This window comes from Streptomyces sp. NBC_00984 (assembly GCF_045162475.1).
Lineage (GTDB): Bacteria > Actinomycetota > Actinomycetes > Streptomycetales > Streptomycetaceae > Streptomyces.
This window is the reverse complement of sequence record NZ_CP108734.1, coordinates 2,603,531-2,623,868: the sequence shown is the minus strand read 5'-3', so window position 1 is coordinate 2,623,868 and position 20,338 is coordinate 2,603,531. Positions and strand designations below refer to the sequence as shown.

The 20,338-nt window shown below is 70.4% G+C and carries 20 protein-coding genes; 14 read left to right on the top strand and 6 right to left on the bottom strand.

All coding sequences use genetic code 11. The features are described 5' to 3' along the window. Positions 1-5: 5 nt before the first annotated feature. Together OG520_RS11295 and OG520_RS11290 are read right to left on the bottom strand one after the other, a co-directional pair. Entirely contained in the window at positions 6-488 is a 483-nt protein-coding gene (locus tag OG520_RS11295; RefSeq protein WP_399333183.1) for a DUF3515 domain-containing protein, read from the bottom strand. Between the two features lie 19 nt (positions 489-507). Then, on the bottom strand, positions 508-741 hold the full coding sequence (locus OG520_RS11290; RefSeq protein ID WP_072487263.1) for an Lrp/AsnC family transcriptional regulator: 234 nt from the start codon (positions 739-741) through the stop codon (positions 508-510). A 324-nt stretch (positions 742-1,065) separates the two neighbouring features. Here OG520_RS11290 and OG520_RS11285 point away from each other — a divergent pair, with 324 nt between their 5' ends. Both OG520_RS11285 and thiD read left to right on the top strand, forming a co-directional pair. Continuing rightward, entirely contained in the window at positions 1,066-2,037 is a 972-nt protein-coding gene (locus tag OG520_RS11285) for a thiamine-phosphate kinase (RefSeq protein WP_406013085.1), read from the top strand. Between the two features lie 10 nt (positions 2,038-2,047). Continuing rightward, complete coding sequence (gene thiD / locus OG520_RS11280; protein ID WP_406013084.1) at positions 2,048-2,854, top strand: bifunctional hydroxymethylpyrimidine kinase/phosphomethylpyrimidine kinase; 807 nt, start codon at positions 2,048-2,050, stop codon at positions 2,852-2,854. Between the two features lie 86 nt (positions 2,855-2,940). On the opposite strand, the gene rpmB is transcribed toward thiD, so the two are convergent. Next, a complete protein-coding gene (rpmB, locus tag OG520_RS11275; RefSeq protein WP_030928661.1) occupies positions 2,941-3,126 on the bottom strand; it encodes a 50S ribosomal protein L28 in 186 nt (61 codons plus the stop codon). A gap of 262 nt (positions 3,127-3,388) precedes the next feature. Between rpmB and OG520_RS11270 the strand changes: the two genes are divergently transcribed. Continuing rightward, the gene (locus tag OG520_RS11270; protein ID WP_406013083.1) at positions 3,389-5,008 is read left to right on the top strand and encodes a DAK2 domain-containing protein; all 1,620 of its coding nucleotides are present in this window, start codon (positions 3,389-3,391) and stop codon (positions 5,006-5,008) included. Here OG520_RS11270 and OG520_RS11265 read toward each other — a convergent pair. Next, the gene (locus tag OG520_RS11265; RefSeq protein ID WP_406013082.1) at positions 4,992-5,282 is read right to left on the bottom strand and encodes a hypothetical protein; all 291 of its coding nucleotides are present in this window, start codon (positions 5,280-5,282) and stop codon (positions 4,992-4,994) included. The genes OG520_RS11270 and OG520_RS11265 overlap by 17 nt on opposite strands. Before the next feature lie 21 nt (positions 5,283-5,303). On the opposite strand from OG520_RS11265, the gene OG520_RS11260 reads away from it, so the two are divergent. The 8 genes from OG520_RS11260 (at position 5,304) to mutM (ending at position 13,731) form a co-directional block, all read left to right on the top strand. Continuing rightward, entirely contained in the window at positions 5,304-8,531 is a 3,228-nt protein-coding gene (locus OG520_RS11260) for a helicase-related protein (protein ID WP_406013081.1), read from the top strand. A 116-nt stretch (positions 8,532-8,647) separates the two neighbouring features. Continuing rightward, positions 8,648-9,232, top strand: a complete 585-nt coding sequence (gene rsmD / locus OG520_RS11255) for a 16S rRNA (guanine(966)-N(2))-methyltransferase RsmD (RefSeq protein ID WP_399333173.1) — start codon at positions 8,648-8,650, stop codon at positions 9,230-9,232. 26 nt (positions 9,233-9,258) lie between these two features. Further along, positions 9,259-9,738: a pantetheine-phosphate adenylyltransferase gene (gene coaD / locus OG520_RS11250; protein ID WP_399333236.1), complete on the top strand. Its 480-nt coding sequence runs from the start codon at positions 9,259-9,261 to the stop codon at positions 9,736-9,738. A 98-nt stretch (positions 9,739-9,836) separates the two neighbouring features. Beyond that, the gene (locus tag OG520_RS11245) at positions 9,837-10,913 is read left to right on the top strand and encodes a cell division initiation protein (protein WP_406013080.1); all 1,077 of its coding nucleotides are present in this window, start codon (positions 9,837-9,839) and stop codon (positions 10,911-10,913) included. A gap of 169 nt (positions 10,914-11,082) precedes the next feature. Continuing rightward, positions 11,083-11,757, top strand: coding sequence for a YceD family protein (locus tag OG520_RS11240; RefSeq protein ID WP_399333169.1), 675 nt, complete (start codon positions 11,083-11,085; stop codon positions 11,755-11,757). Between the two features lie 2 nt (positions 11,758-11,759). Further along, a complete protein-coding gene (rpmF, locus tag OG520_RS11235) occupies positions 11,760-11,933 on the top strand; it encodes a 50S ribosomal protein L32 (protein WP_003965982.1) in 174 nt (57 codons plus the stop codon). Positions 11,934-11,952: 19 nt separating this feature from the next. After that, positions 11,953-12,777 carry a ribonuclease III gene (rnc, locus tag OG520_RS11230; RefSeq protein ID WP_406013079.1) on the top strand — a complete coding sequence of 275 codons (825 nt, stop codon included), beginning with the start codon at positions 11,953-11,955 and terminating at the stop codon, positions 12,775-12,777. A 93-nt stretch (positions 12,778-12,870) separates the two neighbouring features. Then, positions 12,871-13,731 carry a bifunctional DNA-formamidopyrimidine glycosylase/DNA-(apurinic or apyrimidinic site) lyase gene (gene mutM / locus OG520_RS11225; RefSeq protein ID WP_406013078.1) on the top strand — a complete coding sequence of 287 codons (861 nt, stop codon included), beginning with the start codon at positions 12,871-12,873 and terminating at the stop codon, positions 13,729-13,731. On the opposite strand, the gene OG520_RS11220 is transcribed toward mutM, so the two are convergent. After that, positions 13,728-14,120 (bottom strand): winged helix-turn-helix transcriptional regulator, encoded by a 393-nt coding sequence (locus OG520_RS11220; protein ID WP_399333163.1) that lies wholly within the window; start codon positions 14,118-14,120, stop codon positions 13,728-13,730. The genes mutM and OG520_RS11220 overlap by 4 nt on opposite strands. 76 nt (positions 14,121-14,196) lie before the next feature. Beyond that, the gene (locus OG520_RS11215) at positions 14,197-15,114 is read right to left on the bottom strand and encodes a CAP domain-containing protein (protein ID WP_406013077.1); all 918 of its coding nucleotides are present in this window, start codon (positions 15,112-15,114) and stop codon (positions 14,197-14,199) included. Positions 15,115-15,259: 145 nt separating this feature from the next. Between OG520_RS11215 and OG520_RS11210 the strand changes: the two genes are divergently transcribed. The 3 genes from OG520_RS11210 (at position 15,260) to OG520_RS11200 (ending at position 20,282) form a co-directional block, all read left to right on the top strand. Continuing rightward, positions 15,260-15,541 carry an acylphosphatase gene (locus tag OG520_RS11210; protein WP_399333159.1) on the top strand — a complete coding sequence of 94 codons (282 nt, stop codon included), beginning with the start codon at positions 15,260-15,262 and terminating at the stop codon, positions 15,539-15,541. 440 nt (positions 15,542-15,981) lie between these two features. Beyond that, the gene (locus tag OG520_RS11205) at positions 15,982-16,194 is read left to right on the top strand and encodes a hypothetical protein (protein WP_018551753.1); all 213 of its coding nucleotides are present in this window, start codon (positions 15,982-15,984) and stop codon (positions 16,192-16,194) included. A 335-nt stretch (positions 16,195-16,529) separates the two neighbouring features. Further along, on the top strand, positions 16,530-20,282 hold the full coding sequence (locus OG520_RS11200; protein ID WP_406013076.1) for an AAA family ATPase: 3,753 nt from the start codon (positions 16,530-16,532) through the stop codon (positions 20,280-20,282). The last annotated feature ends 56 nt before the right edge of the window (positions 20,283-20,338 follow it).

Here is a 20,338-nt window from a genome sequence, read left to right as displayed (position 1 = left end):
ACGCCCTACAGGCCGGGCACCGTCTTCCGGACGGGCGGGCCGAACGCGGCCAAGGGGGTCGCGTCATGGGCGTACGCCGTCGAGAGGGTCACCTCGACGTATGCCTTGCGGTAGGTCGTCGTGAAACGCGGACCGGCGTCATCGGGCTGTTCCAGCAGCCAGTTGACGCCGTTCGCCTCGGTCCCCTTCGCCATGGGGTCGTCCATCTTCGCGGGCCGGGGGACACCGCAGCGCAGTACGATCTCTCCGTCCCCCCACTCGGCGGTCAGTTCGGACTTCGGCTCGGCGTCGCCGCGGTCGAGACCGGCAACGGTCGTCGGCAGCTCCTCGTGCAGCGCGCGGCAGTAGGCCGCGGCTTCCGGGGACGGTGTGGGAACCGTGATCGACACCGCGGCATCCGTTGAGGAACAGCCCGCCGCGGCCAGCAGCAGCGCGGCGACGGACGGGCCGAGGAGCACGGGGTGGCGGAGCCGGCGCGATGATGTCACCGGCCCAGCGTAGACGGGACTACAGATGAACGACCGGGCAGGTCAGGGTTCGGGTGATGCCTTCCACTTGCTGGACCTTGGCGACCACCATGCGGCCGAGTTCATCGACCGTGTCGGCCTGCGCGCGCACGATCACGTCGTAGGGGCCGGTGACGTCCTCTGCCTGGATCACTCCCGGAACTCTGGCGATGGTCTCGGCGACGGTCGACGCCTTGCCCACCTCGGTCTGAATAAGGATGTACGCCTGTACCACGGAACCTCCAGGGCGGCCACGAGGATCATGTGGGGGAGAAAGAGACGCCACGGTATCGCGTTGCCGCGTGCCGCGGGGAGACCTGTGGGCCGTTGACGCCCACAGCGTGGCGTACGCAAGACGCAAGTTGACGTATCTCTTGACAGTACCGACAGCAGTGACGGCCCGCGACCGCAAGCGCAGCGGTCCGGAAGGGGGACGGGCATGGCGGTGACGAGCGGTGCAGACTGCTCCCTGCGGCGGCGGCCGGTCCAGGGTCCGGACCCCCGGCCGCCGAAGCAGCCCGGACGACCGTCCGGCGCGATAGATGAGAGGTGAGACTCGGTGAAGGGAACCGTGGGCGAGTTGGGGGAGTTCGGGCTCATCAGGGAGCTCACTTCCCGGCTCACCACCACTCCGGCGGTACGACTCGGCCCCGGCGACGACGCCGCGGTCGTGACCGCTCCCGACCGCAGGGTCGTGGCCAGTACGGACATCCTGTTGGAGGGACGGCACTTCCGCCGTGACTGGTCGACGGCGTACGACGTCGGCCGCAAGGCCGCCGCCCAGAACCTCGCCGACATCGCCGCCATGGGCGCGGTGCCCACCGCGCTGCTGCTCGGCCTGGTCGTCCCCGGCGAACTCCCGGTCACCTGGGCCGGTGAGCTGATGGACGGCATCCGTGACGAGTGCCAGGTCGCGGGCGCGGCCGTGGTCGGCGGGGACGTGGTGCGCGGCGAGACGATCACCGTCTCGATCACCGCGCTGGGCGATCTGCGCAACCACGAGCCGGTCACTCGCTCCGGCGCCCAGCCCGGCGACGTCGTCGCCGTCACCGGCTGGCTCGGCTGGTCCGCCGCCGGGTACGCGGTGCTCTCCCGCGGCTTCCGTTCGCCCCGTGCCTTCGTCGAGGCCCACCGGCGCCCCGAACCGCCGTACCACGCGGGCCCCGCGGCCGCCGGGCTCGGCGCCACCGCGATGACGGACGTGAGTGACGGGCTCGTCGCCGACCTCGGGCACATCGCCGAGGCGAGCAAGGTCCGGATCGATCTGCACTCCGGACTCATCGACATCCCCTCGCAGATGTCCGACATCGGGCAGGCCGTCGGCGTCGACCCGCTCCAGTGGGTGCTGACCGGGGGCGAGGACCACGCGATCGTCGCCACTTTCCCGCCGGACGTGAAGCTGCCCGCCCGCTGGAAGGTGATCGGCGAGGTCCTCAACCCCTCCGCGCTGCCGCAGGTGACGGTCGACGGGGCGCCGTGGACCAGCAAGGGCGGCTGGGACCACTTCGGGGACATCGAGGACGCCCAGTAGATTTCGGCGTATGCCCCTATCTGCTGCTGTACCCGCCCGTGTGCTCACCGTCGCCGGATCCGACTCCGGCGGCGGTGCGGGCATCCAGGCCGATCTGAAGACGATGCTGGCGCACGGCGTGCACGGGATGAGCGTGCTGACCGCCGTCACCGCGCAGAACTCGCTGGGGGTGCAGGGCGCCTGGGAACTGCCCGTCGAGGCCGTGCGCGCCCAGTACCGCAGTGTGGTGGACGACATCGGGGTGCAGGCGGTCAAGACCGGAATGCTGTCGTCGGCCGTCCTGGTGGAGGCCGTGGCCGAGCTCCTCGCCGGCACCGACGCCCCGTCCGTCGTCGACCCGGTCGGCGTCTCCAAGCACGGCGACCCGCTGCTCGCCGCCGAGGCGCTCGATTCCGTACGGACGAATCTGCTGCCGGCCGCCACGGTCGCCACCCCGAACCTGGACGAGGTGGCGCAGCTCACCGGCATCCACGTCGAGGACGAGCCGGGGATGCGGCGGGCCGCTGCCGCGGTGCTGGACTTCGGGCCGCGCTGGGTCGTCGTCAAGGGCGGTCATCTGCCGGGCGCACCCGTCGACCTGCTGACGGACGGCACCGAGGAGCACTGGCTGCGCGCCCCCCGGCACGACAACCGCCACACCCACGGCACCGGCTGCACACTCGCCTCGGCCATCGCCTGCCGACTGGCCCTGGGGCAGGACGTACCCACGGCGGTACGGGACGCGAAGGCCTACGTCACCGGAGCGATCGAGGCGGGCTTCCCGCTGGGCGCCGGGATCGGCCCGGTCGACCACGGCTGGCGGACGCGCACCGGGTGAGGGCACCCCGGCGCACAGCAAAAAGCCGGTCCACCGAGGTGGACCGGCTTTTTGGGCAACCGGAAGGCTGCGCTACGACGGGAACGTCAGCGCGCGACCTTGCCGGCCTTGATGCACGAGGTGCAGACGTTGAGCCGCTTCGGCGTCCGACCGACCACGGCACGCACGCGCTGGATGTTGGGATTCCAGCGACGGGACGTACGGCGGTGCGAGTGCGAAATGTTGTTGCCGAAGCCCGGCCCCTTGCCGCAGACGTCGCAGTTGGCAGCCACGGGTCACTCCAAAGACTTCAGATGCACTTACAGTGAAATCCGGCGCGCCGGATTCATTTGACTGAAGTGGCGGTGCCGGAGGGATGGCCCGACTCTCATCGGGCAACCGAAGCAGCATACAACGGCTGCGTCGGTAGAACGAAACTACCATGGGTTTCACCGACCTTGTCCCGCCGCCCCTGTCCCCGCCGGACCCGGTGCGCGGGGGACTACTCTGCGATGCAGTCGGCCGCCCACGGCCGAATCCGAGGAGGACCGACAGGTGCCGCAGACCGCCGACGACATGGACGCCGTCGCGGTGCGTACCTGGTGCTCACTGGCCCTGGAGGCGCTGGGCCGGGAGCGCGAGGCGATCGACGCAATCAATGTGTACCCGGTCGCCGACGGGGACACCGGTACGAACCTCTATCTGACCGTGGAATCGGCGACCCAGGCCGTCGAAGCGGTCTTCGCCGCCCACGAGACCGGTGCGACCGCACCCGTCGCGGCCGACGCGGTACGGGCCATGGCGCACGGCGCCCTGATCGGTGCCCGGGGGAACTCCGGCACGATCCTGGCCCAGCTGCTGCGCGGGATGGCCGGAGTGCTGGCCGTCGGCCATGACGCGGACCATCTGCGCCGGGCGCTCGCCGTCGCCTCCGCAGCGGCCCGGCAGGCCGTCGCCCACCCCGTCGAGGGCACCGTGCTGACGGTGGCCACCGCGGCCGCCGAGGCCGCCGCGCGCACCGAGGACGACGCCGGAACCGCGGAGGTCGTACGGGCGGCGTACGAAGGAGCGCGGACGGCCCTGGAAGCCACCCCCGGACAGCTCGCCGTCCTCGGCCGGGCGGGCGTCGTGGACGCCGGCGGACGCGGTCTGGTGACGGTGCTCGGGGCGCTCGTCGAAGCGGTCTGCGGGCGGGCGCCCGAGCGCACCCACGTGGCCGTGCCCGCCCTTCCCGTACCGGACGACTGCGCGGTGGCCGAGACGGAAGGCGGACCGGCCTTCGAGGTCATCTACCTGCTGGAGGCCACGGACGACGCGGTGGACCGGCTGCGGACCCGGCTCGACCGGCTCGGCGACTCGCTCGTGGTGGTGGGCGGCGACGGGCTGTGGAACGTCCATGTGCACGTCGACGACGCGGGCGCCGCCGTGGAGGCCGGGGTCGAGGCGGGGCGGCCGTACCGGATCCGGATCACCCACTTCGGCGCGGACCGGGTGCACCCCCACACCGAGCCCGTGCAGCGCGCGGTCGTCGTGGTGGTCCCCGGTGACGGGCTCCGCGGCCTGTGCAAGGAGGCCGGGGCCACGACGGTCCTGGCCCGCCCCGGGGAGCCGCCCGCCAGCGGCGAACTGGTCGACGCGATCCGCCGGGCGCACGCCCGCGAGGTGGTCCTGCTGCCCAACGACGCGGAGCTGCGCCACACCGCCGCCGCTGCCGCCGAACAGGCCCGCGCGGAGGGCGTCCGGGTCGCCCTGATCCCGACCAGGGCCGCCGTCCAGGGCATCGCCGCCCTCGCCGTCCACGAACCCGGCCGCAGCTTCGACGAGGACGTGGTGGCGATGACCGCCGCCGCCGGCGCGACCCGCTACGCGGAACTCGCCGTCGCCGAACGGCAGTCCTGGACCATGGCGGGCATCTGCCAGGCCGGCGACATCCTGGGCCTGATCGACGGCGATGTCGCGGTCATCGGCGAGGATGTGTCGCGGACGGCCCGCGACGTGCTGGACCGGATGCTGGCGGCGGGCGGCGAACTGGTCACCCTGGTCCTGGGCGAGGATGTCCCCGACAGCCTCGCGGACGCGCTGGAGGAGCACGTGCGCGAGGGCTATCTGGCGGTGGACACGGTGGTGTACCGGGGTGGCCACCAGCGCGCTCCGCTGCTCATCGGGGTGGAGTAGCGCCGCTCGCCGGGCCCCGGGCGCCGGACGGGCGGCCCAGGTCGGCCTCCAGCCAGGCTGCCATCAGCTCGGCGGTCGTGCGCAGGCCGACGAAACCGGCGCCGGCCTCCGCGAAGCCCGCGACCGCCCGGTCCACGTACCCGAGCGCCTCCTCGTACTCCGGCGCCTCGTCCGGCTCACCCGGGCAGACGTGGGCGATCAGCAGCTCGCCGGTGGGGTGCGGCGACGATTCTGACCAGGGGATTCCAACGGTCCGGGTGGTGCCCGCCGACATCTGTCAGTGGTGTGGTGTGCAATGGATCGCGTGTCTGCGTTCGACGAACCCCTCAAGAAGCTGCTCGGCGGAGCCACCGCGAAGGTGATGGCCGAACACCTCGACCTGCACACGGTCGGTGATCTGCTCCATCACTACCCGCGGCGCTACGAGGAGCGCGGCCGGCTCACGGCGCTGACGGACCTCCCGCTGGACGAGCACGTGACGGTGGTCGCCCAGGTCGCCGACGCCCGCGTCCTGATGTTCAACAACGGCCGAGGCAAGCGCCTGGAAGTGACCCTCACCGACGGCAGTGGCCGCCTCCAGCTGGTCTTCTTCGGCCACGGCGTCCACAAGCCGCACAAGGAGTTGCTGCCCGGCCGGCGGGCGATGTTCGCGGGCAAGGTCTCCGTCTTCAACCGGAAGATGCAGCTCGCCCACCCGACGTACCAGCTGCTGGACACCAAAGACACCGACGAGGCCACCGAGGCGGTGGACGCTTTCGCCGGGCGGCTGCTGCCGATCTACCCGGCCTGCAAGCAGCTGGACTCGTGGCGGATCGCCAAGGCCGTCGACGTGGTGCTGCCCAGCGCCCAGGAGGCGGTCGACCCGCTGCCGCCGAGCCTGCGCGAGGGGCGCGGGTTCACCGCGCTCCCCGAAGCGCTGCTGAAGGTCCACCGCCCGCAGACCAAGGCGGACATCGCCCAGGCCAGGGACCGGCTGAAGTGGGACGAGGCCTTCGTCCTCCAGGTCGCGCTGGCCCGCCGCAGATACGCCGACACCCAGCTCCCGTCCGTCGCCCGCAGACCCGTGCCCGGCGGACTGCTCGACGCCTTCGACGCCAGGCTGCCCTTCACCCTCACCGACGGGCAGCAGAAGGTCTCCAAGGAGATCTTCGACGACCTCGCGACCGAACACCCGATGCACCGGCTGCTACAGGGCGAAGTCGGATCGGGGAAGGCGCAGCCACTCGATTCGTTGGTCCTGACCCCTCAGGGCTACAAGCCCATGGGCGACATCCGGCAAGGCGACGAGGTAGTGGTTCCCGAGGGGGAAGTCGCCGTAGTGGACGGGGTCTTCCCTCAGGGAGTGCGAGATGTATGGAGACTTGTTCTGTCCGACGACACGGCTGTCGAATGCGATGACGAGCATCTGTGGATCGTCGGGACCAGCTGCGCCTGGGACCGGGAGCAAGCACCCAAGGTGATGACAACCCGCGAGATCAGGATGGACACGTTCAAGGCCAACGGTTCGTCGAAATGGTATGTGCCATCGGTCACACCAGTGGATCTCAGTTGCGGTTCCGAACCACCCCTCGATCCTTACGTTTTCGGACTGTTGCTGGGAGATGGCTCGTTCCGGCACAACCTTCGTCTGTCCACGGTCGACGACGAGATCCTGGCTGCCGTCCGAACCGCAGTGGCGCCCGACTGTGAACTCGTGCCCGTGCCAGGGTCCCGCTGCGACTACACAATCCGGATGACGAGGCCGAAGTCCGGATCACAAAGGAACCCAGTGATCAGTGCACTACGTGCGCTGGGGCTGTGGGGGGCCACGTCGTACGACAAGTTCATCCCACCCGTGTTCAAGAACACGTCGATGAAGAACCGGCTCGCTGTGTTGCAGGGGCTCATGGACACGGACGGGACTTTGGATGCTCAAGGGATGAGCATTTCGTTCTGCTCTGCATCCCGCAGATTGGCCGAGGACGTGGCGTGGCTTGTTCGCTCCCTCGGCGGGCGCGCCAGGGTGCTGCCCAAGAAGGCGGCCTTCAATGTGTCGATTTCGCTGCCTGCCGATTACCTGCCATTTCAGCTCACTCGCAAGGTTGCCCGGATCCAACCCAGGCCGAAATACAACACGTTCCGGCGCGGGATCCGTGCGGTCGAGTACGTCGGTCGCAAACCGGTCCAGTGCATCAGTGTCGCCCACCCGAGCCACGCGTACATCACGGATCACTTCACGGTCACGCACAACACCATGGTCGCGCTGCGGGCCATGCTCGGGGTCGTCGACGCGGGCGGGCAGGCCGCCATGCTCGCGCCCACCGAGGTGCTCGCCCAGCAGCACCACCGCTCCATCACCGAGATGATGGGCGATCTGGCCGAGGGCGGAATGCTGGGCGGCTCCGAGCAGGGGACGAAGGTGGTGCTGCTCACCGGCTCGATGGGCGTCGCGGCCCGCCGCCAGGCGCTCCTCGACCTCGTCACCGGCGAGGCCGGGATCGTGATCGGCACCCATGCCCTGATCGAGGACAAGGTGCAGTTCCACGACCTGGGCCTGGTCGTCGTCGACGAACAGCACCGCTTCGGCGTGGAACAGCGCGACGCCCTGCGCTCCAAGGGGAAGCAGCCGCCGCATCTGCTGGTCATGACGGCCACCCCCATTCCCCGTACGGTCGCGATGACCGTCTTCGGCGACCTGGAGACCTCCGTGCTGGACCAGCTCCCGGCCGGCCGCTCGCCGATCGCCAGCCACGTCGTCCCCGCCAAGGACAAGCCGCACTTCCTCAGCCGCGCCTGGGAACGGGTGCGGGAAGAAGTGGAGAACGGACACCAGGCGTATGTGGTCTGCCCCCGCATCGGCGACGACGCCGACGACGAGGCGGCGGGGAAGAAGGCGAAGAAGAAGGCGCCCGAGGACGACGGCGAGAAGCGCCCGCCGCTCGCCGTGCTGGAGATCGCCGAACAGCTCGCCAAGGGCCCCCTGGCCGGTCTGCGCGTCGAGGTGCTGCACGGCAGGATGAATCCGGACGACAAGGACGACGTGATGCGCCGCTTCGCCGCGGGTGACGTCGATGTCCTGGTCGCCACCACCGTCATCGAGGTCGGTGTCAACGTCCCCAACGCCACCGCCATGGTGATCATGGACGCCGACCGCTTCGGGGTCTCCCAGCTGCACCAGCTGCGCGGCCGGGTCGGCCGGGGCTCCGCACCCGGACTCTGCCTGCTGGTCAGCGAGGCCCACGAGGCCGGTCCCGCCCGCGCCCGGCTGTCCGCAGTCGCCGCCACCCTCGACGGCTTCGAGCTCTCCCGGATCGACCTCGAACAGCGCCGCGAGGGCGATGTGCTCGGCCAGGCCCAGTCCGGGGTCCGCTCCTCGCTGCGGATGCTCACCGTCATCGACGACGAGGAGGTCATCGCCGCCGCACGGGAGGAGGCCGTCGCGATCGTCGCCGCCGACCCGGAGCTCGAACACCTTCCGGAGCTGCGGATCGCGCTGGACGCGCTGCTCGACAAGGAGCGCGAGCAGTACCTCGACAAGGGCTGACGGGGGACGCCGCGGGACACCGGGTGCGCGGGCCCGATCCGCCACCACGCCATATCGTGGGTGGCACGGCGTCGCGGCATCCCGCGGGCCGCCCACGAACCGAGGACCAGACACCCATGACCCGCGTGATCGCCGGCTCGGCCGGCGGACGCCGCCTGGCCGTCCCGCCCGGCACCGGCACCCGCCCCACCTCCGACCGTGCGCGCGAGGGCCTCTTCTCCACCTGGGAAGCCCTCCTCGGCAGCCTGGAGGGCACTCGTATCGCCGATCTGTACGCGGGCTCCGGGGCTGTCGGCCTGGAGGCGCTCTCCCGGGGCGCGGTGCACGCCCTGCTCGTCGAGGCCGACCCCAAGGCCGTCCGTATCGTCCGGGACAACGTCCGCACGCTCGGCCTGCCCGGTGCCGAGGTCCGCACCGGCAAAGCCGAACAGATCGTGACGGGACCGGCACCGGCGCAGCCGTACGACGTGGTGTTCCTGGACCCGCCGTACGCCGTCACCGACGACGATCTTGGCGAGATACTGCTCACACTCCGTGCCCAGGGGTGGCTCACGGCCGATGCCCTCGTCACCGTGGAACGCAGCACCAGGGGCGGAGAATTCGGCTGGCCCGAGGGATTCGAACCATTGCGGGCCCGCCGTTACGGCGAAGGAACGCTTTGGTACGGTCGCGCCGCCTCTACGTGTGAAGACGCACGATGACCGGACCGGAGAGCGAGGGAACCAAGTTGCGCCGCGCCGTCTGTCCGGGGTCATTCGACCCCATCACCAATGGACACCTCGACATCATTGGCCGTGCCTCGAAGCTGTACGACGTCGTACATGTCGCGGTGATGATCAACCAGTCCAAGAAGGGCCTGTTCACGGTCGACGAGCGGATCGACCTGATCCGCCGGGTCACCGCGGACTTCGGCAACGTCCAGGTCGAGTCCTTCCACGGCCTCCTGGTCGACTTCTGCAAGCAGCGCGACATCCCGGCGATCGTGAAGGGCCTGCGGGCCGTCAGCGACTTCGACTACGAGCTCCAGATGGCCCAGATGAACAACGGCCTCTCCGGCGTCGAGACGCTCTTCGTGCCGACCAATCCCACCTACAGCTTCCTGTCGTCCTCCCTGGTCAAGGAGGTCGCCACCTGGGGCGGCGACGTCTCCCACCTGCTCCCGCCGCTGGTCCACCAGGCCCTCACCGAGCGGCTCGCCCGGGGCTGAGGAGCTGACGGCCCGTCACCAGGTGTCGGACGGGCGCCGACTGGCCTTACAGTCGTCCCGTCCGTCTCCAATCGGCTGTAGAGAGTGGCGAGCACACGGTGGACGTGCAGAAGAAGCTCGACGAGATCGTCGAAACGGTCGGGAACGCCCGGTCGATGCCCATGTCGGCTTCGTGCGTGGTCAACCGCGCCGAGCTGCTCGCGATGCTCGAAGAGGTGCGCGAGGCCCTGCCCGGCTCGCTCGCCCACGCCCAGGAGCTCATCGGCGGCCAGGAACAGCTGGCCGAGCAGGCCCGCCAGGAGGCCGAGCGGATCATCGGGGCCGCCCGCGCCGAACGCACCTCGCTGATCTCCGGCACCGAGGTCGCCAGGCAGTCCCGCAGCGAGGCCGACCGGATCCTCGACGAGGCCCGCCGGGAGGCCGCCGAGGTGCGCGGCGAAGCCGACGAGTACGTCGACAGCAAGCTCGCCAACTTCGAGGTCGTCCTCACCAAGACGATCGGCTCCGTCGACCGGGGCCGCGAGAAGCTTCTCGGCCGCGGCCAGGCCTTCGACGAGCAGGGCTACGAGGACCCGGACTTCGCCGAGGCCCCCGAGCGCAGCACCGACCCGGCCACGCTCCAGCGCCGGGCGGACGAATACGTCGACACCAAGCTGGGCGCCTTCGAGGCCGTGCTCGCCAAGACCCTGGAGGCGGTCGGCCGCGGCCGGCAGAAGCTGCACGGCCGGGTCGCCACCGACGAGCTCGGCGCGCACGTGGCCGCCCAGGACGCGGCCGGCAACCAGGCGCACATGAGCGACGAGGACCACTGGGCCGGCCTCGCCGAGATCGCCACGCCGGAGCCACAGCCGGTGCACCAGCAGGTCCAGCCGCACTTCCCCGCCCAGGCCCAGCCGGGCTACGCGGAGACCTACGCGTACCAGGAGCAGCCGCAGCAGGACATGTACGGGTACCAGCAGCAGCCGGACCCGTACGCCGCGGCCTATCAGCAGCAGGGCTACGACCAGGCCCAGGCCCAGGTGCCGGCCCAGGGGTACGACGGCTGGCAGCAGCAGCCCGTGCAGCCCCAGCAGGCGCTCCAGCAGCAGGGCGAGAGCGCCCTCGACGAGACCAGCCTGTTCGACACCAGCATGATCGACCTGGAGCAGCTCCGCCGGTACGAGCAGGAGCGCTGACCGGACGGAAGAGGGGCCGGGGAGCGGGTCCGGACGGGCCCGACGGCCCGGATTGGGAGCTGGGCGGCGCGTCCAGTATCCTGGCTCTTCGGTCGCGCGTATGTCCGCGATCCCGGCTGCCCGTTTCGACTCCGAATCAGGTCGGCCCTCCCCACGATGTGCGTTGCACATGATTTCGAAAGCAGGAAAAGCCCTGAACGGCCACCTCGACCACCGAAACCCCCTCGTGTTCGATACGCACGAGCTGGGCCGGCGTCCCGGTGCCCTCCAGCGGCTCTCCCGCACGGTGGACGCACCCGGTCTTCCGTCGGTCCTCGGCATCGAAGGGGTCATCGGTGTGCCGGAAGGCGCACCCGTGGAGCTGGACCTCCGCCTCGAATCGGTCATGGAAGGGGTGCTTGTCACAGGCACCGCCCGTGCGTCGGCCGAGGGGGAGTGCGTAAGGTGTCTGGAGCCGCTGCGCCTTGGGGTTGCGGCGGACTTCCAGGAGATGTTCTCGTACCCTGACGCCGATGACCGGGGCCGCAGCAGCAAGGCGGAGCCGGCCGACGACGCCGAGGACGACGAGGACAGGCTCTTCATCGAGGACGGCCTGTTCGACCTCGAACCAGTGCTGCGCGATGCGGTGGTGCTCGCACTGCCGATGCAGCCGGTGTGCCGGGAGTCCTGTGCCGGTCTGTGTTCCGAATGCGGAATCAGGCTGGACGAGAACCCCGGTCACCACCATGATGCCGTCGACATCCGTTGGGCGGCATTGCAGGGACTCGCCGACACCGTTCAGGACGGCGAGAAGGACAACATGGGCGGCGCCGAAGCGGGCGTCGACGAGAAGCAGGAGAAGTAGCCGTGGCTGTTCCGAAGCGGAAGATGTCGCGCAGCAACACGCGCCACCGCCGGTCGCAGTGGAAGGCTGCGGTCCCCACCCTGGTTTCGTGCGAGCGTTGCCAGGAGCCGAAGCTGCAGCACATCGCGTGCCCCAGCTGCGGCACGTACAACAAGCGCCAGGTCCTCGAGGTCTGAGCGGCTGGTGAGAGGCCCGATGTCTGAGTTGTCCAACGCCAAGAAGAAGGCAGACAACGTCAACACAGCCTCGTCCCACACGCTTCTGGAAGGGCGGCTCGGGTATCAACTCGAGACCGCCCTTCTGGTGCGTGCGCTGACCCACCGTTCGTACGCATACGAGAACGGCGGTCTGCCCACCAACGAGCGGCTCGAATTCCTCGGGGATTCGGTGCTCGGCCTGGTGGTCACGGACACGCTGTACCGCACCCACCCCGACCTGCCCGAAGGCCAGCTGGCCAAGTTGCGGGCCGCGGTGGTCAACTCGCGTGCGCTTGCGGAAGTGGGCCGCGGCCTCGAACTCGGCTCCTTCATCCGGCTCGGCCGGGGTGAAGAGGGCACGGGAGGCCGGGACAAGGCGTCCATCCTCGCCGACACCCTTGAAGCGGTGATCGGCGCGGTCTATCTCGACCAGGGCCTCAGCGCGGCCTCGGAGCTGGTCCACCGGCTCTTCGACCCGCTGATCGACAGGTCCTCCAACCTCGGTGCCGGCCTGGACTGGAAGACCAGCCTCCAGGAGCTCACCGCCGGCGAGAGCCTCGGAGTCCCCGAGTACCTCGTCACGGAGACCGGCCCGGACCACGAGAAGACCTTTACTGCTGCTGCTCGCGTCGGTGGTGTCTCGTACGGCACCGGCACCGGCCGTAGCAAGAAGGAAGCGGAGCAGCAGGCGGCGGAGTCCGCCTGGCGCGAGATCAGCGCCGCCGCGGAGGAACGGGCGGCAGCGGCGAAGGCCGCTGCCGAAGGAGGGGTCGCCGACACCCCTGCAGGCCCGTCGCCGTCCACGGACGCCGCTCCGGCCTGACCCCCAGAACCCCCCGGTGCCCCCGCGCACCGGGGGGTTCGTCCTGCCCGGAAACGTACTCTTTTCCCAGACCTTCTCTTCAGGAGCGACACCGTGCCCGAGCTGCCCGAGGTCGAAGTCGTACGACGTGGTCTCGAACGCTGGGTCACCGGCCGGACCGTCGGCGACGTCGAGGTGCTGCACCCGCGTGCGGTCCGCCGCCATCTCGCCGGGGGCGTGGACTTCGCGGCCCGGCTCGGCGGCGCCCGCTTCGGAACGGCGATGCGCCGCGGCAAGTACCTCTGGGTGCCGCTGGACGACGCGTCCAGCTCGCTCCTCGGCCACCTCGGCATGAGCGGGCAGCTGCTCGTACAGCCGCAGGACGCACCGGACGAGAAGCATCTGCGTATCCGGATCCGGTTCGACGACTCCCTCGGCACCGAGCTCCGCTTCGTCGACCAGCGGACCTTCGGCGGGCTGTCGCTCCACGAGAACACCCCCGACGGGCTGCCCGACACCATCGCGCACATCGCCCGCGACCCCCTGGACCCGGCGTTCGACGACGCCGCCTTCCACGCGGCCCTGCGACTGCGCCGTACGACCGTCAAGCGGGCCCTGCTCGACCAGTCGCTGATCAGCGGGGTCGGCAACATCTACGCGGACGAGGCGCTCTGGCGCAGCAGACTGCACTACGACCGGCCGACCGCGACCCTCACCCGCCCCAAGTCGGCCGAACTGCTCGGCCATGTCCGCCAGGTGATGACCGCGGCGCTCGACCAGGGCGGCACCAGCTTCGACAGCCTCTACGTCAACGTGAACGGCGAGTCCGGCTACTTCGACCGCTCGCTCGACGCCTACGGACGCGAGGACGAGCCCTGCCACCGCTGCGGCACGCCGATCCGCCGCCGCCCCTGGATGAACCGCTCCAGCTACTTCTGCCCGCGCTGCCAGCGACCGCCGCGCGCGACCGCCTAAGGCGTGGGGTGCGTCCCGTCGTAGTGTTCGCGGGCCCGGAGCACCTCGGGCATCCGGCCCTCGACGAGCTCGATCAGCGCGAGCAGCCGCTCGGCCACCTGCCGGCCCAGCGGCGTCAGCTCGTAGTCGACGCGCGGCGGATTGGTCGGCTGGGCCTCGCGGTGGACCAGACCGTCCCGTTCCAGGGCGTGGAGTGTCTGGGAGAGCATCTTCTCGCTCACCCCGTCGACCCGGCGACGGAGCTCGTTGAAGCGGAAGCCGCCTTCGTACAGCGCTCCCAGCGTCAGACTGCCCCAGCGCCCGGTGACATGCTCCAGCGTGCCGCGTGAGGGGCACTGTCTGGAGAACACATCGAAGGCGAGCGCGTCCAGACGGGTCTTCTCGTCCATACCGAGCAGCGTACGCCCGCACAGCGCTCACCGCAGGAGTGCGCTTTCTCCGGGTGAGCGCTGTCCGGGGTGTAGGTCAGAAGCCGAAGTCCTGGGTCCACCAGGGGCCGCCGGAGCCGTAGTGCACACCGACGCCGAGCGTCTTGTAGTCGCAGTTGAGAATGTTCGCCCGGTGGCCGGCGCTGTTCATCCAGGAGTCCATCACGGCCTGCGCGTCGGCCTGGCCGCGGGCTATGTTCTCGGCGGCGAGGCCCTGCACACCGGCCTTCGAGGCGCGGTCCCAGGGGGTCCGGCCGTCGGGGTCGGTGTGGTCGAAGAAGCCGCGGGCGGACATGTCCTCACTGAAGTCCTGGGCGAGCGAGGCGAGCGAGGTACTGGCGGTCAGCGGGCTGCAGCCGACCTTCGCGCGCTCCTGGTTGACCAGGGCGAGCACCGCGGACCGGGTGGTCGGGGCGGCGGCGGCGCGGGTGGCGGGAGCAGAGGAAGGGGCCTTCGGCGCGGCCGACGACGTCTCGGCGGCGGGGGCGGTGCTCTTCCCGGTCCCGGCCGAAGCCTGCTCCGAAGGTGCCGTGGGGGACGGCTTCGTCCGCTCGGCCGGCCCGGACGTCTTCGAAGGGGACGAAGGGGAACCGGTGGGGGACTCCGTCCTCGTCGGGCCCTCGGCCCGTCCGATGCCGCGGCCGGCCGGGGCGGACGCGGTGCCGCGATCGGCCGGGGCGGTGGTGGGGCCGCCCTGGGTCAGCAGATCCGGGGCGCCCTCGGCGCGCACCTGGTCGGCGGCGCCACCGCCGCCCGTGAGGGTGTCGCCGCCGGGCAGCAGGCCGGAGGCCACCGCCACGGCTCCCACGGCAAGGGCCGCGGAGACGCCGACCAGTCCCGTACGGACCGGTGCCCCGGACCGCTTCCGGCGGTGCCCGCCCTGGTTCCGGCCCGCGCCCACCGCTGCGTGATCCGCAGCGGCCGGAGCTGCGGCGGAGCGTCGGTGGCGTCCCATCTGCTGAGCCCTTCTGACGGTCTGGACGCCGCTTCGGGCGTCAACACGCCTCACCCGTTCGAGTGAGGTCATTGCGTCGGGACTGTACGCCATGGCCCCACGGCAGGAAGTGCTCCGAGGGCAATCGGCCGGTTAGCGTTCGGGCATGAACGAAGAAGTACGGCTCACCGCATGGGTGCGCGGCCGAGTGCAGCAGGTGGGGTTCCGTTGGTTCACCAGGGCAAATGCTCTGGAGATCGGTGGCCTCACCGGCTTCGCCCTCAATCTCGACGACGGCAGGGTGCAGATCGTCGCCGAGGGGCGGCGGGAGAATTGCCACCGCCTGCTGGACTGGCTGCGCTCGGACGACACACCCGGACGCGTCGACGGAGTCACTGAGATATGGGACACCCCGCGCGGTGGTTACGAGGGCTTCGCGATCCGCTGATCCAGGTCCCGCCCGGGGGCGCGAAACAGGCCGTGTTCGGACCGTGTTCGAAGTGTGGCGAGGCGTTGCCGGGCGGGGTGCTCATCTGCATACACATGAAATGACCTGCGGAATGACCGGGTGGTTGCCAAGATTCGGTTACCGTGCCAGGCTGCGGCAGTAGGGATGATCTCCACGCCCCGCAGGGCCCCCGCAGGAGAGTCGCGCCGCATGATCGTCGAGCCGCGCGCCCCCGGGCTGTCCGCCTCTACAGGGTGTGATCGTGTTGACCGTCAAACTTTTTGGTGAGACGCTGAAATCCCCGCGCACCTTAGCTGTTTGGCAGAGCTGTTTGGCAGCAGAACAGCAGTGACGAGAGAGCACTGCCGAGCACCGCGGGTGCGATTCCCTCACGACCCACACCGCATCGGTCGGTCACTCAGTGTGGAGGACCATCCATCATGGCAAAGGCGCTTCTCGGTTACGTCGGCGGTTCCGACCCGCGACTCCTCGCCGAGATGCGACGGCTCCAGCAGCGCGTCCAGGATCTCGAATCCGAGCTTGTACGGATTCAGGACGAGAACGACGCGTTGAATGCCGCCGCCCAGCACCAAGAGTCGCTGCTCGACAGCATCGACATCGACGTACCTCAGGCGGAGCCGGCGCTGACCTGACCGATGGCCCCAGAGGCCGGTCGGGCTGTACGCGTCAGCCGTCCGAGATCATCACCCGGATCGTCGCCGGATCATTGAAGATCACTGCTCTTGATCTGTCACCTTCGTGACATGTCCTTGATCCGTCATGCGCAGCTGCACCAGCAACACCGCACGTAACACGGCACAAGATTTACAAGGGGCGCCTCGGCGTCCCTTCTTTCTTTTCCCGTCCGGATTCTTTACCGCTCGGCCCTGTGCGGGACCCGCCCCCGGCGTACACCCCTTCCCTTAACGTCTGATGTGCCCTGCACCTTCATCAGCGAAACCGAGAGCGAAAGGTAGAGTCCGGCGGCGTGCACCTCAAGGCCCTGACCCTGCGTGGTTTCAAATCGTTCGCCTCCGCCACGACACTGCGGTTCGAACCCGGCATCACTTGCGTCGTCGGCCCCAATGGATCCGGCAAGTCCAATGTGGTGGACGCGCTCTCCTGGGTCATGGGGGAACAGGGCGCCAAATCCCTGCGCGGCGGCAAGATGGAAGACGTGATCTTCGCCGGTACCACCGGGCGGCCGCCGCTCGGCAGGGCCGAAGTATCGCTGACCATCGACAATTCCGACGGCGCACTGCCCATCGAGTACGCCGAAGTGACGATCACTCGGATCATGTTCCGCAATGGCGGCAGCGAGTACCAGATCAACGGCGACACCTGTCGGCTCCTGGATATCCAGGAACTCCTCTCGGACTCCGGCATCGGCCGCGAGATGCATGTCATCGTCGGTCAGGGGCAGCTGGACTCCGTGCTCCACGCCGATCCGATGGGCCGTCGCGCGTTCATCGAGGAAGCCGCGGGTGTGCTCAAGCACCGCAAGCGGAAAGAGAAGGCACTGCGGAAACTGGACGCGATGGGGGCCAACCTCGCCCGCGTCCAGGACCTCACCGACGAACTGCGGCGGCAGCTGAAACCGCTCGGCCGGCAGGCAGCCGTGGCGCGCCGGGCCGCCGTCATCCAGGCCGATCTGCGCGACGCCAAGCTGCGGCTGCTCGCCGACGACCTGGTGCGGCTGCGCACGGCGCTGCGCAGCGAGATCGCCGACGAAGCGGCGCTCAAGCAGCGCCGGGAGGCCGCGGAGGCGGAACTCAAGGCGGCCCTGGCGCGCGAGGCGGAGCTGGAGGACGAGGTGCGACGGCTGGCGCCGCGGCTCCAGCGGGCCCAGCAGACCTGGTACGAGTTGTCCCAGCTGGCCGAGCGGGTTCGCGGCACGATCTCGCTGGCCGATGCCCGGGTGAAGAGCGCCGCCGCTCCCGAGGAGGAGGAGCGGCGCGGTCGCGACCCCGAGGACATGGAACGGGAGGCGGCCAGGATCCGTGAGCAGGAGGCGGAGCTGACGGCCGCACTGGAGGCCGCGGAGCACGCGCTGGAGGACACCGCGGCCCACCGCGCCGACCTGGAGCGGGAGTTGGCGGCCGAGGAGCGCAGGCTCAAGGACGCCGCCCGCGCCATCGCGGACCGCCGCGAAGGGCTCGCCCGGCTGAACGGCCAGGTCAACGCGGCCCGCGGCCGGGCCGGTTCGGCACAGGCCGAGATCGACCGGCTGGCCGCCTCCCGGGACGAGGCGCGGGAGCGGGCGGTCGCCGCCCAGGAGGAGTACGAACAGCTCAAGGCCGAGGTCGAGGGTCTGGACGCCGGGGACCAGGAGCTCGGCGAGCAGCACGATGCCGCCAAGCGGGAGCTCGCGGAGGCGGAGGCGGCGCTCTCCGCGGCCCGGGAGGCGGCCACCGAGGCAGAACGGAAGCGGGCGGCGGTCGCGGCCCGGCATGAGGCGCTGGCCCTCGGTCTGCGCCGCAAGGACGGCACGGGCGCGCTGCTCGGCGCGCAGGACCAGCTGTCCGGCCTGCTCGGCCCGGCCGCGGAACTCCTGACGGTGGCGCCGGGGCACGAGGTGGCGGTGGCGGCGGCGCTGGGCGCGGCGGCGGACGCGGTCGCGGTGACGGACCCGGCCACGGCGGCGGAGGCGATCCGGCTGCTGCGCAAGCAGGACGCGGGGCGGGCCGCGCTGCTGCTGGGCGGGGTGCGGCGCGCCGGAGTCCCTGATCAGGGAGGTGCCCATGGTGGCGGTGCTGCCGCCGTTGATGGTGGTGGCGCTGGTGGTGGTGGCGCTGTGGGTGGTACGGATGCGTCTGCTGGTGGTACCGATGCGTCTGCTGTGCACGTACCCGGACAGGTGCAGGGGCCGGGCGAGGCGGACGGGGCGCTCGTGTCCGCTCATGCCGCGGCCGTTGCCGTGAGCGGGGGGCCCGCAGCAGGGCCGCCCGCCGTGGCCGATCTCGTCCGCGGGCCCGTCGAACTGATGGGCGCCGTACGCAGGCTGGTGCGGGACATGGTGGTCGTCGGCACTCTGGAGGACGCCGAGGACTTCGTCGCCGTACACCCGGAACTGACGGCCGTGACCGCCGAGGGGGACATCCTCTCGGCCCACTTCGCGCACGGCGGTTCCGCCGGGGCACCGAGCCTCCTCGAAGTGCAGGCTTCGGTCGACGAGGCCGCCGCCCAACTGGAGGAACTGGCCGTGCGGTGCGCCGCGTTGACCGAGGCACAGCGGCACGCGGGGGAGCGGCGCCGGGCCGCTGCCGGGCTGGTCGAGGAGCTCGGGGAGCGGCGCCGGGCGGCCGAGCGGGAGAAGTCCGGGGTGTCCCAGCAGCTGGGGCGGCTGGCCGGGCAGGCCCGTGGCGCGGCGGGCGAGGCCGACCGGACGACCGCGTCGGCCGTCCGTGCCCAGGAGGCCCTCGACCGGGCGACCGAGGAGGCCGAGGAACTGGCCGAGCGGCTGCTCGTCGCCGAGGAGATGCCGGTCGAGGAGGAGCCGGACACCTCCGTGCGGGACCGGCTCGCCGCCGACGGTGCCAACGCCCGCCAGACCGAGATGGAGGCCCGCCTCCAGGTGCGTACCCACGAGGAGCGGGTCAAGGCGCTCGCGGGCCGGGCGGACTCCCTCGACCGGGGCGCCCGCGCCGAACGGGAGGCCCGCGCCCGCGCCGAGCGGCGCCGGGCCCGGCTGCGGCACGAGGTGGCGGTGGCCACCGCCGTCGCGTCCGGTGCCCGTCAGCTGCTCGCGCATGTCGAGGTGTCCGTCGTACGGGCCGAGCGGGAGCGGGTCGTGGCCGAGGCGGCGAAGGCGGAGCGGGAACGGGAGCTGGCGGCCGAGCGCGGCCGGGGCCGTGAGCTCAAGGGCGAGCTGGACAAGCTCACCGACTCGGTCCACCGCGGCGAGGTGCTCGGTGCCGAGAAGCGGCTGCGGATAGAGCAGTTGGAGGCGAAGGCGCTGGAGGAGCTGGGCGTCGAGCCGGCCGGGCTGGCCGCCGAGTACGGCCCCGACCAGCTCGTACCGCCGTCACCGGCCGCGGAGGGCGAGGAGCTGCCGCAGGACCCGGAGCATCCGCGCAACCGGCCGAAGCCGTTCGTCAGGGCCGAGCAGGAGAAGCGGCTGAAGTCGGCCGAACGGGCGTATCAGCAACTCGGGAAGGTGAATCCGCTCGCCCTGGAGGAGTTCTCGGCGCTGGAGGAGCGGCACAAGTTCCTCTCCGAGCAGCTCGAAGACCTGAAGAAGACCCGCGCCGATCTGATACAGGTCATCAAGGAGGTCGACGAGCGGGTCGAGCAGGTGTTCACCGAGGCGTACCGGGATACGGCCCGTGAGTTCGAGGGTGTCTTCTCGCGGCTCTTCCCGGGCGGCGAGGGCCGGCTCGTCCTGACCGACCCGGGCAACATGCTCGCGACCGGTGTGGACGTCGAGGCGAGGCCGCCCGGCAAGAAGGTCAAGCGGCTCTCGCTGCTGTCCGGCGGCGAACGCTCGCTCACGGCGGTGGCGTTGCTGGTCTCCATCTTCAAGGCCCGGCCGAGCCCGTTCTATGTGATGGACGAGGTCGAGGCGGCGCTCGACGACACCAATCTGCAGCGGCTGATCCGGATCATGGAGGAGCTCCAGGAGAGCTCGCAGCTCATCGTGATCACGCATCAGAAGCGGACGATGGAGGTCGCCGACGCGCTGTACGGCGTCTCGATGCAGGGCGACGGTGTCTCCAAGGTCATCAGCCAGCGTCTGCGTTGAATCCTTACCCGATCTTCAAGACTTCGACGTACCTTTTGAGTATCTCTGGGTGAATG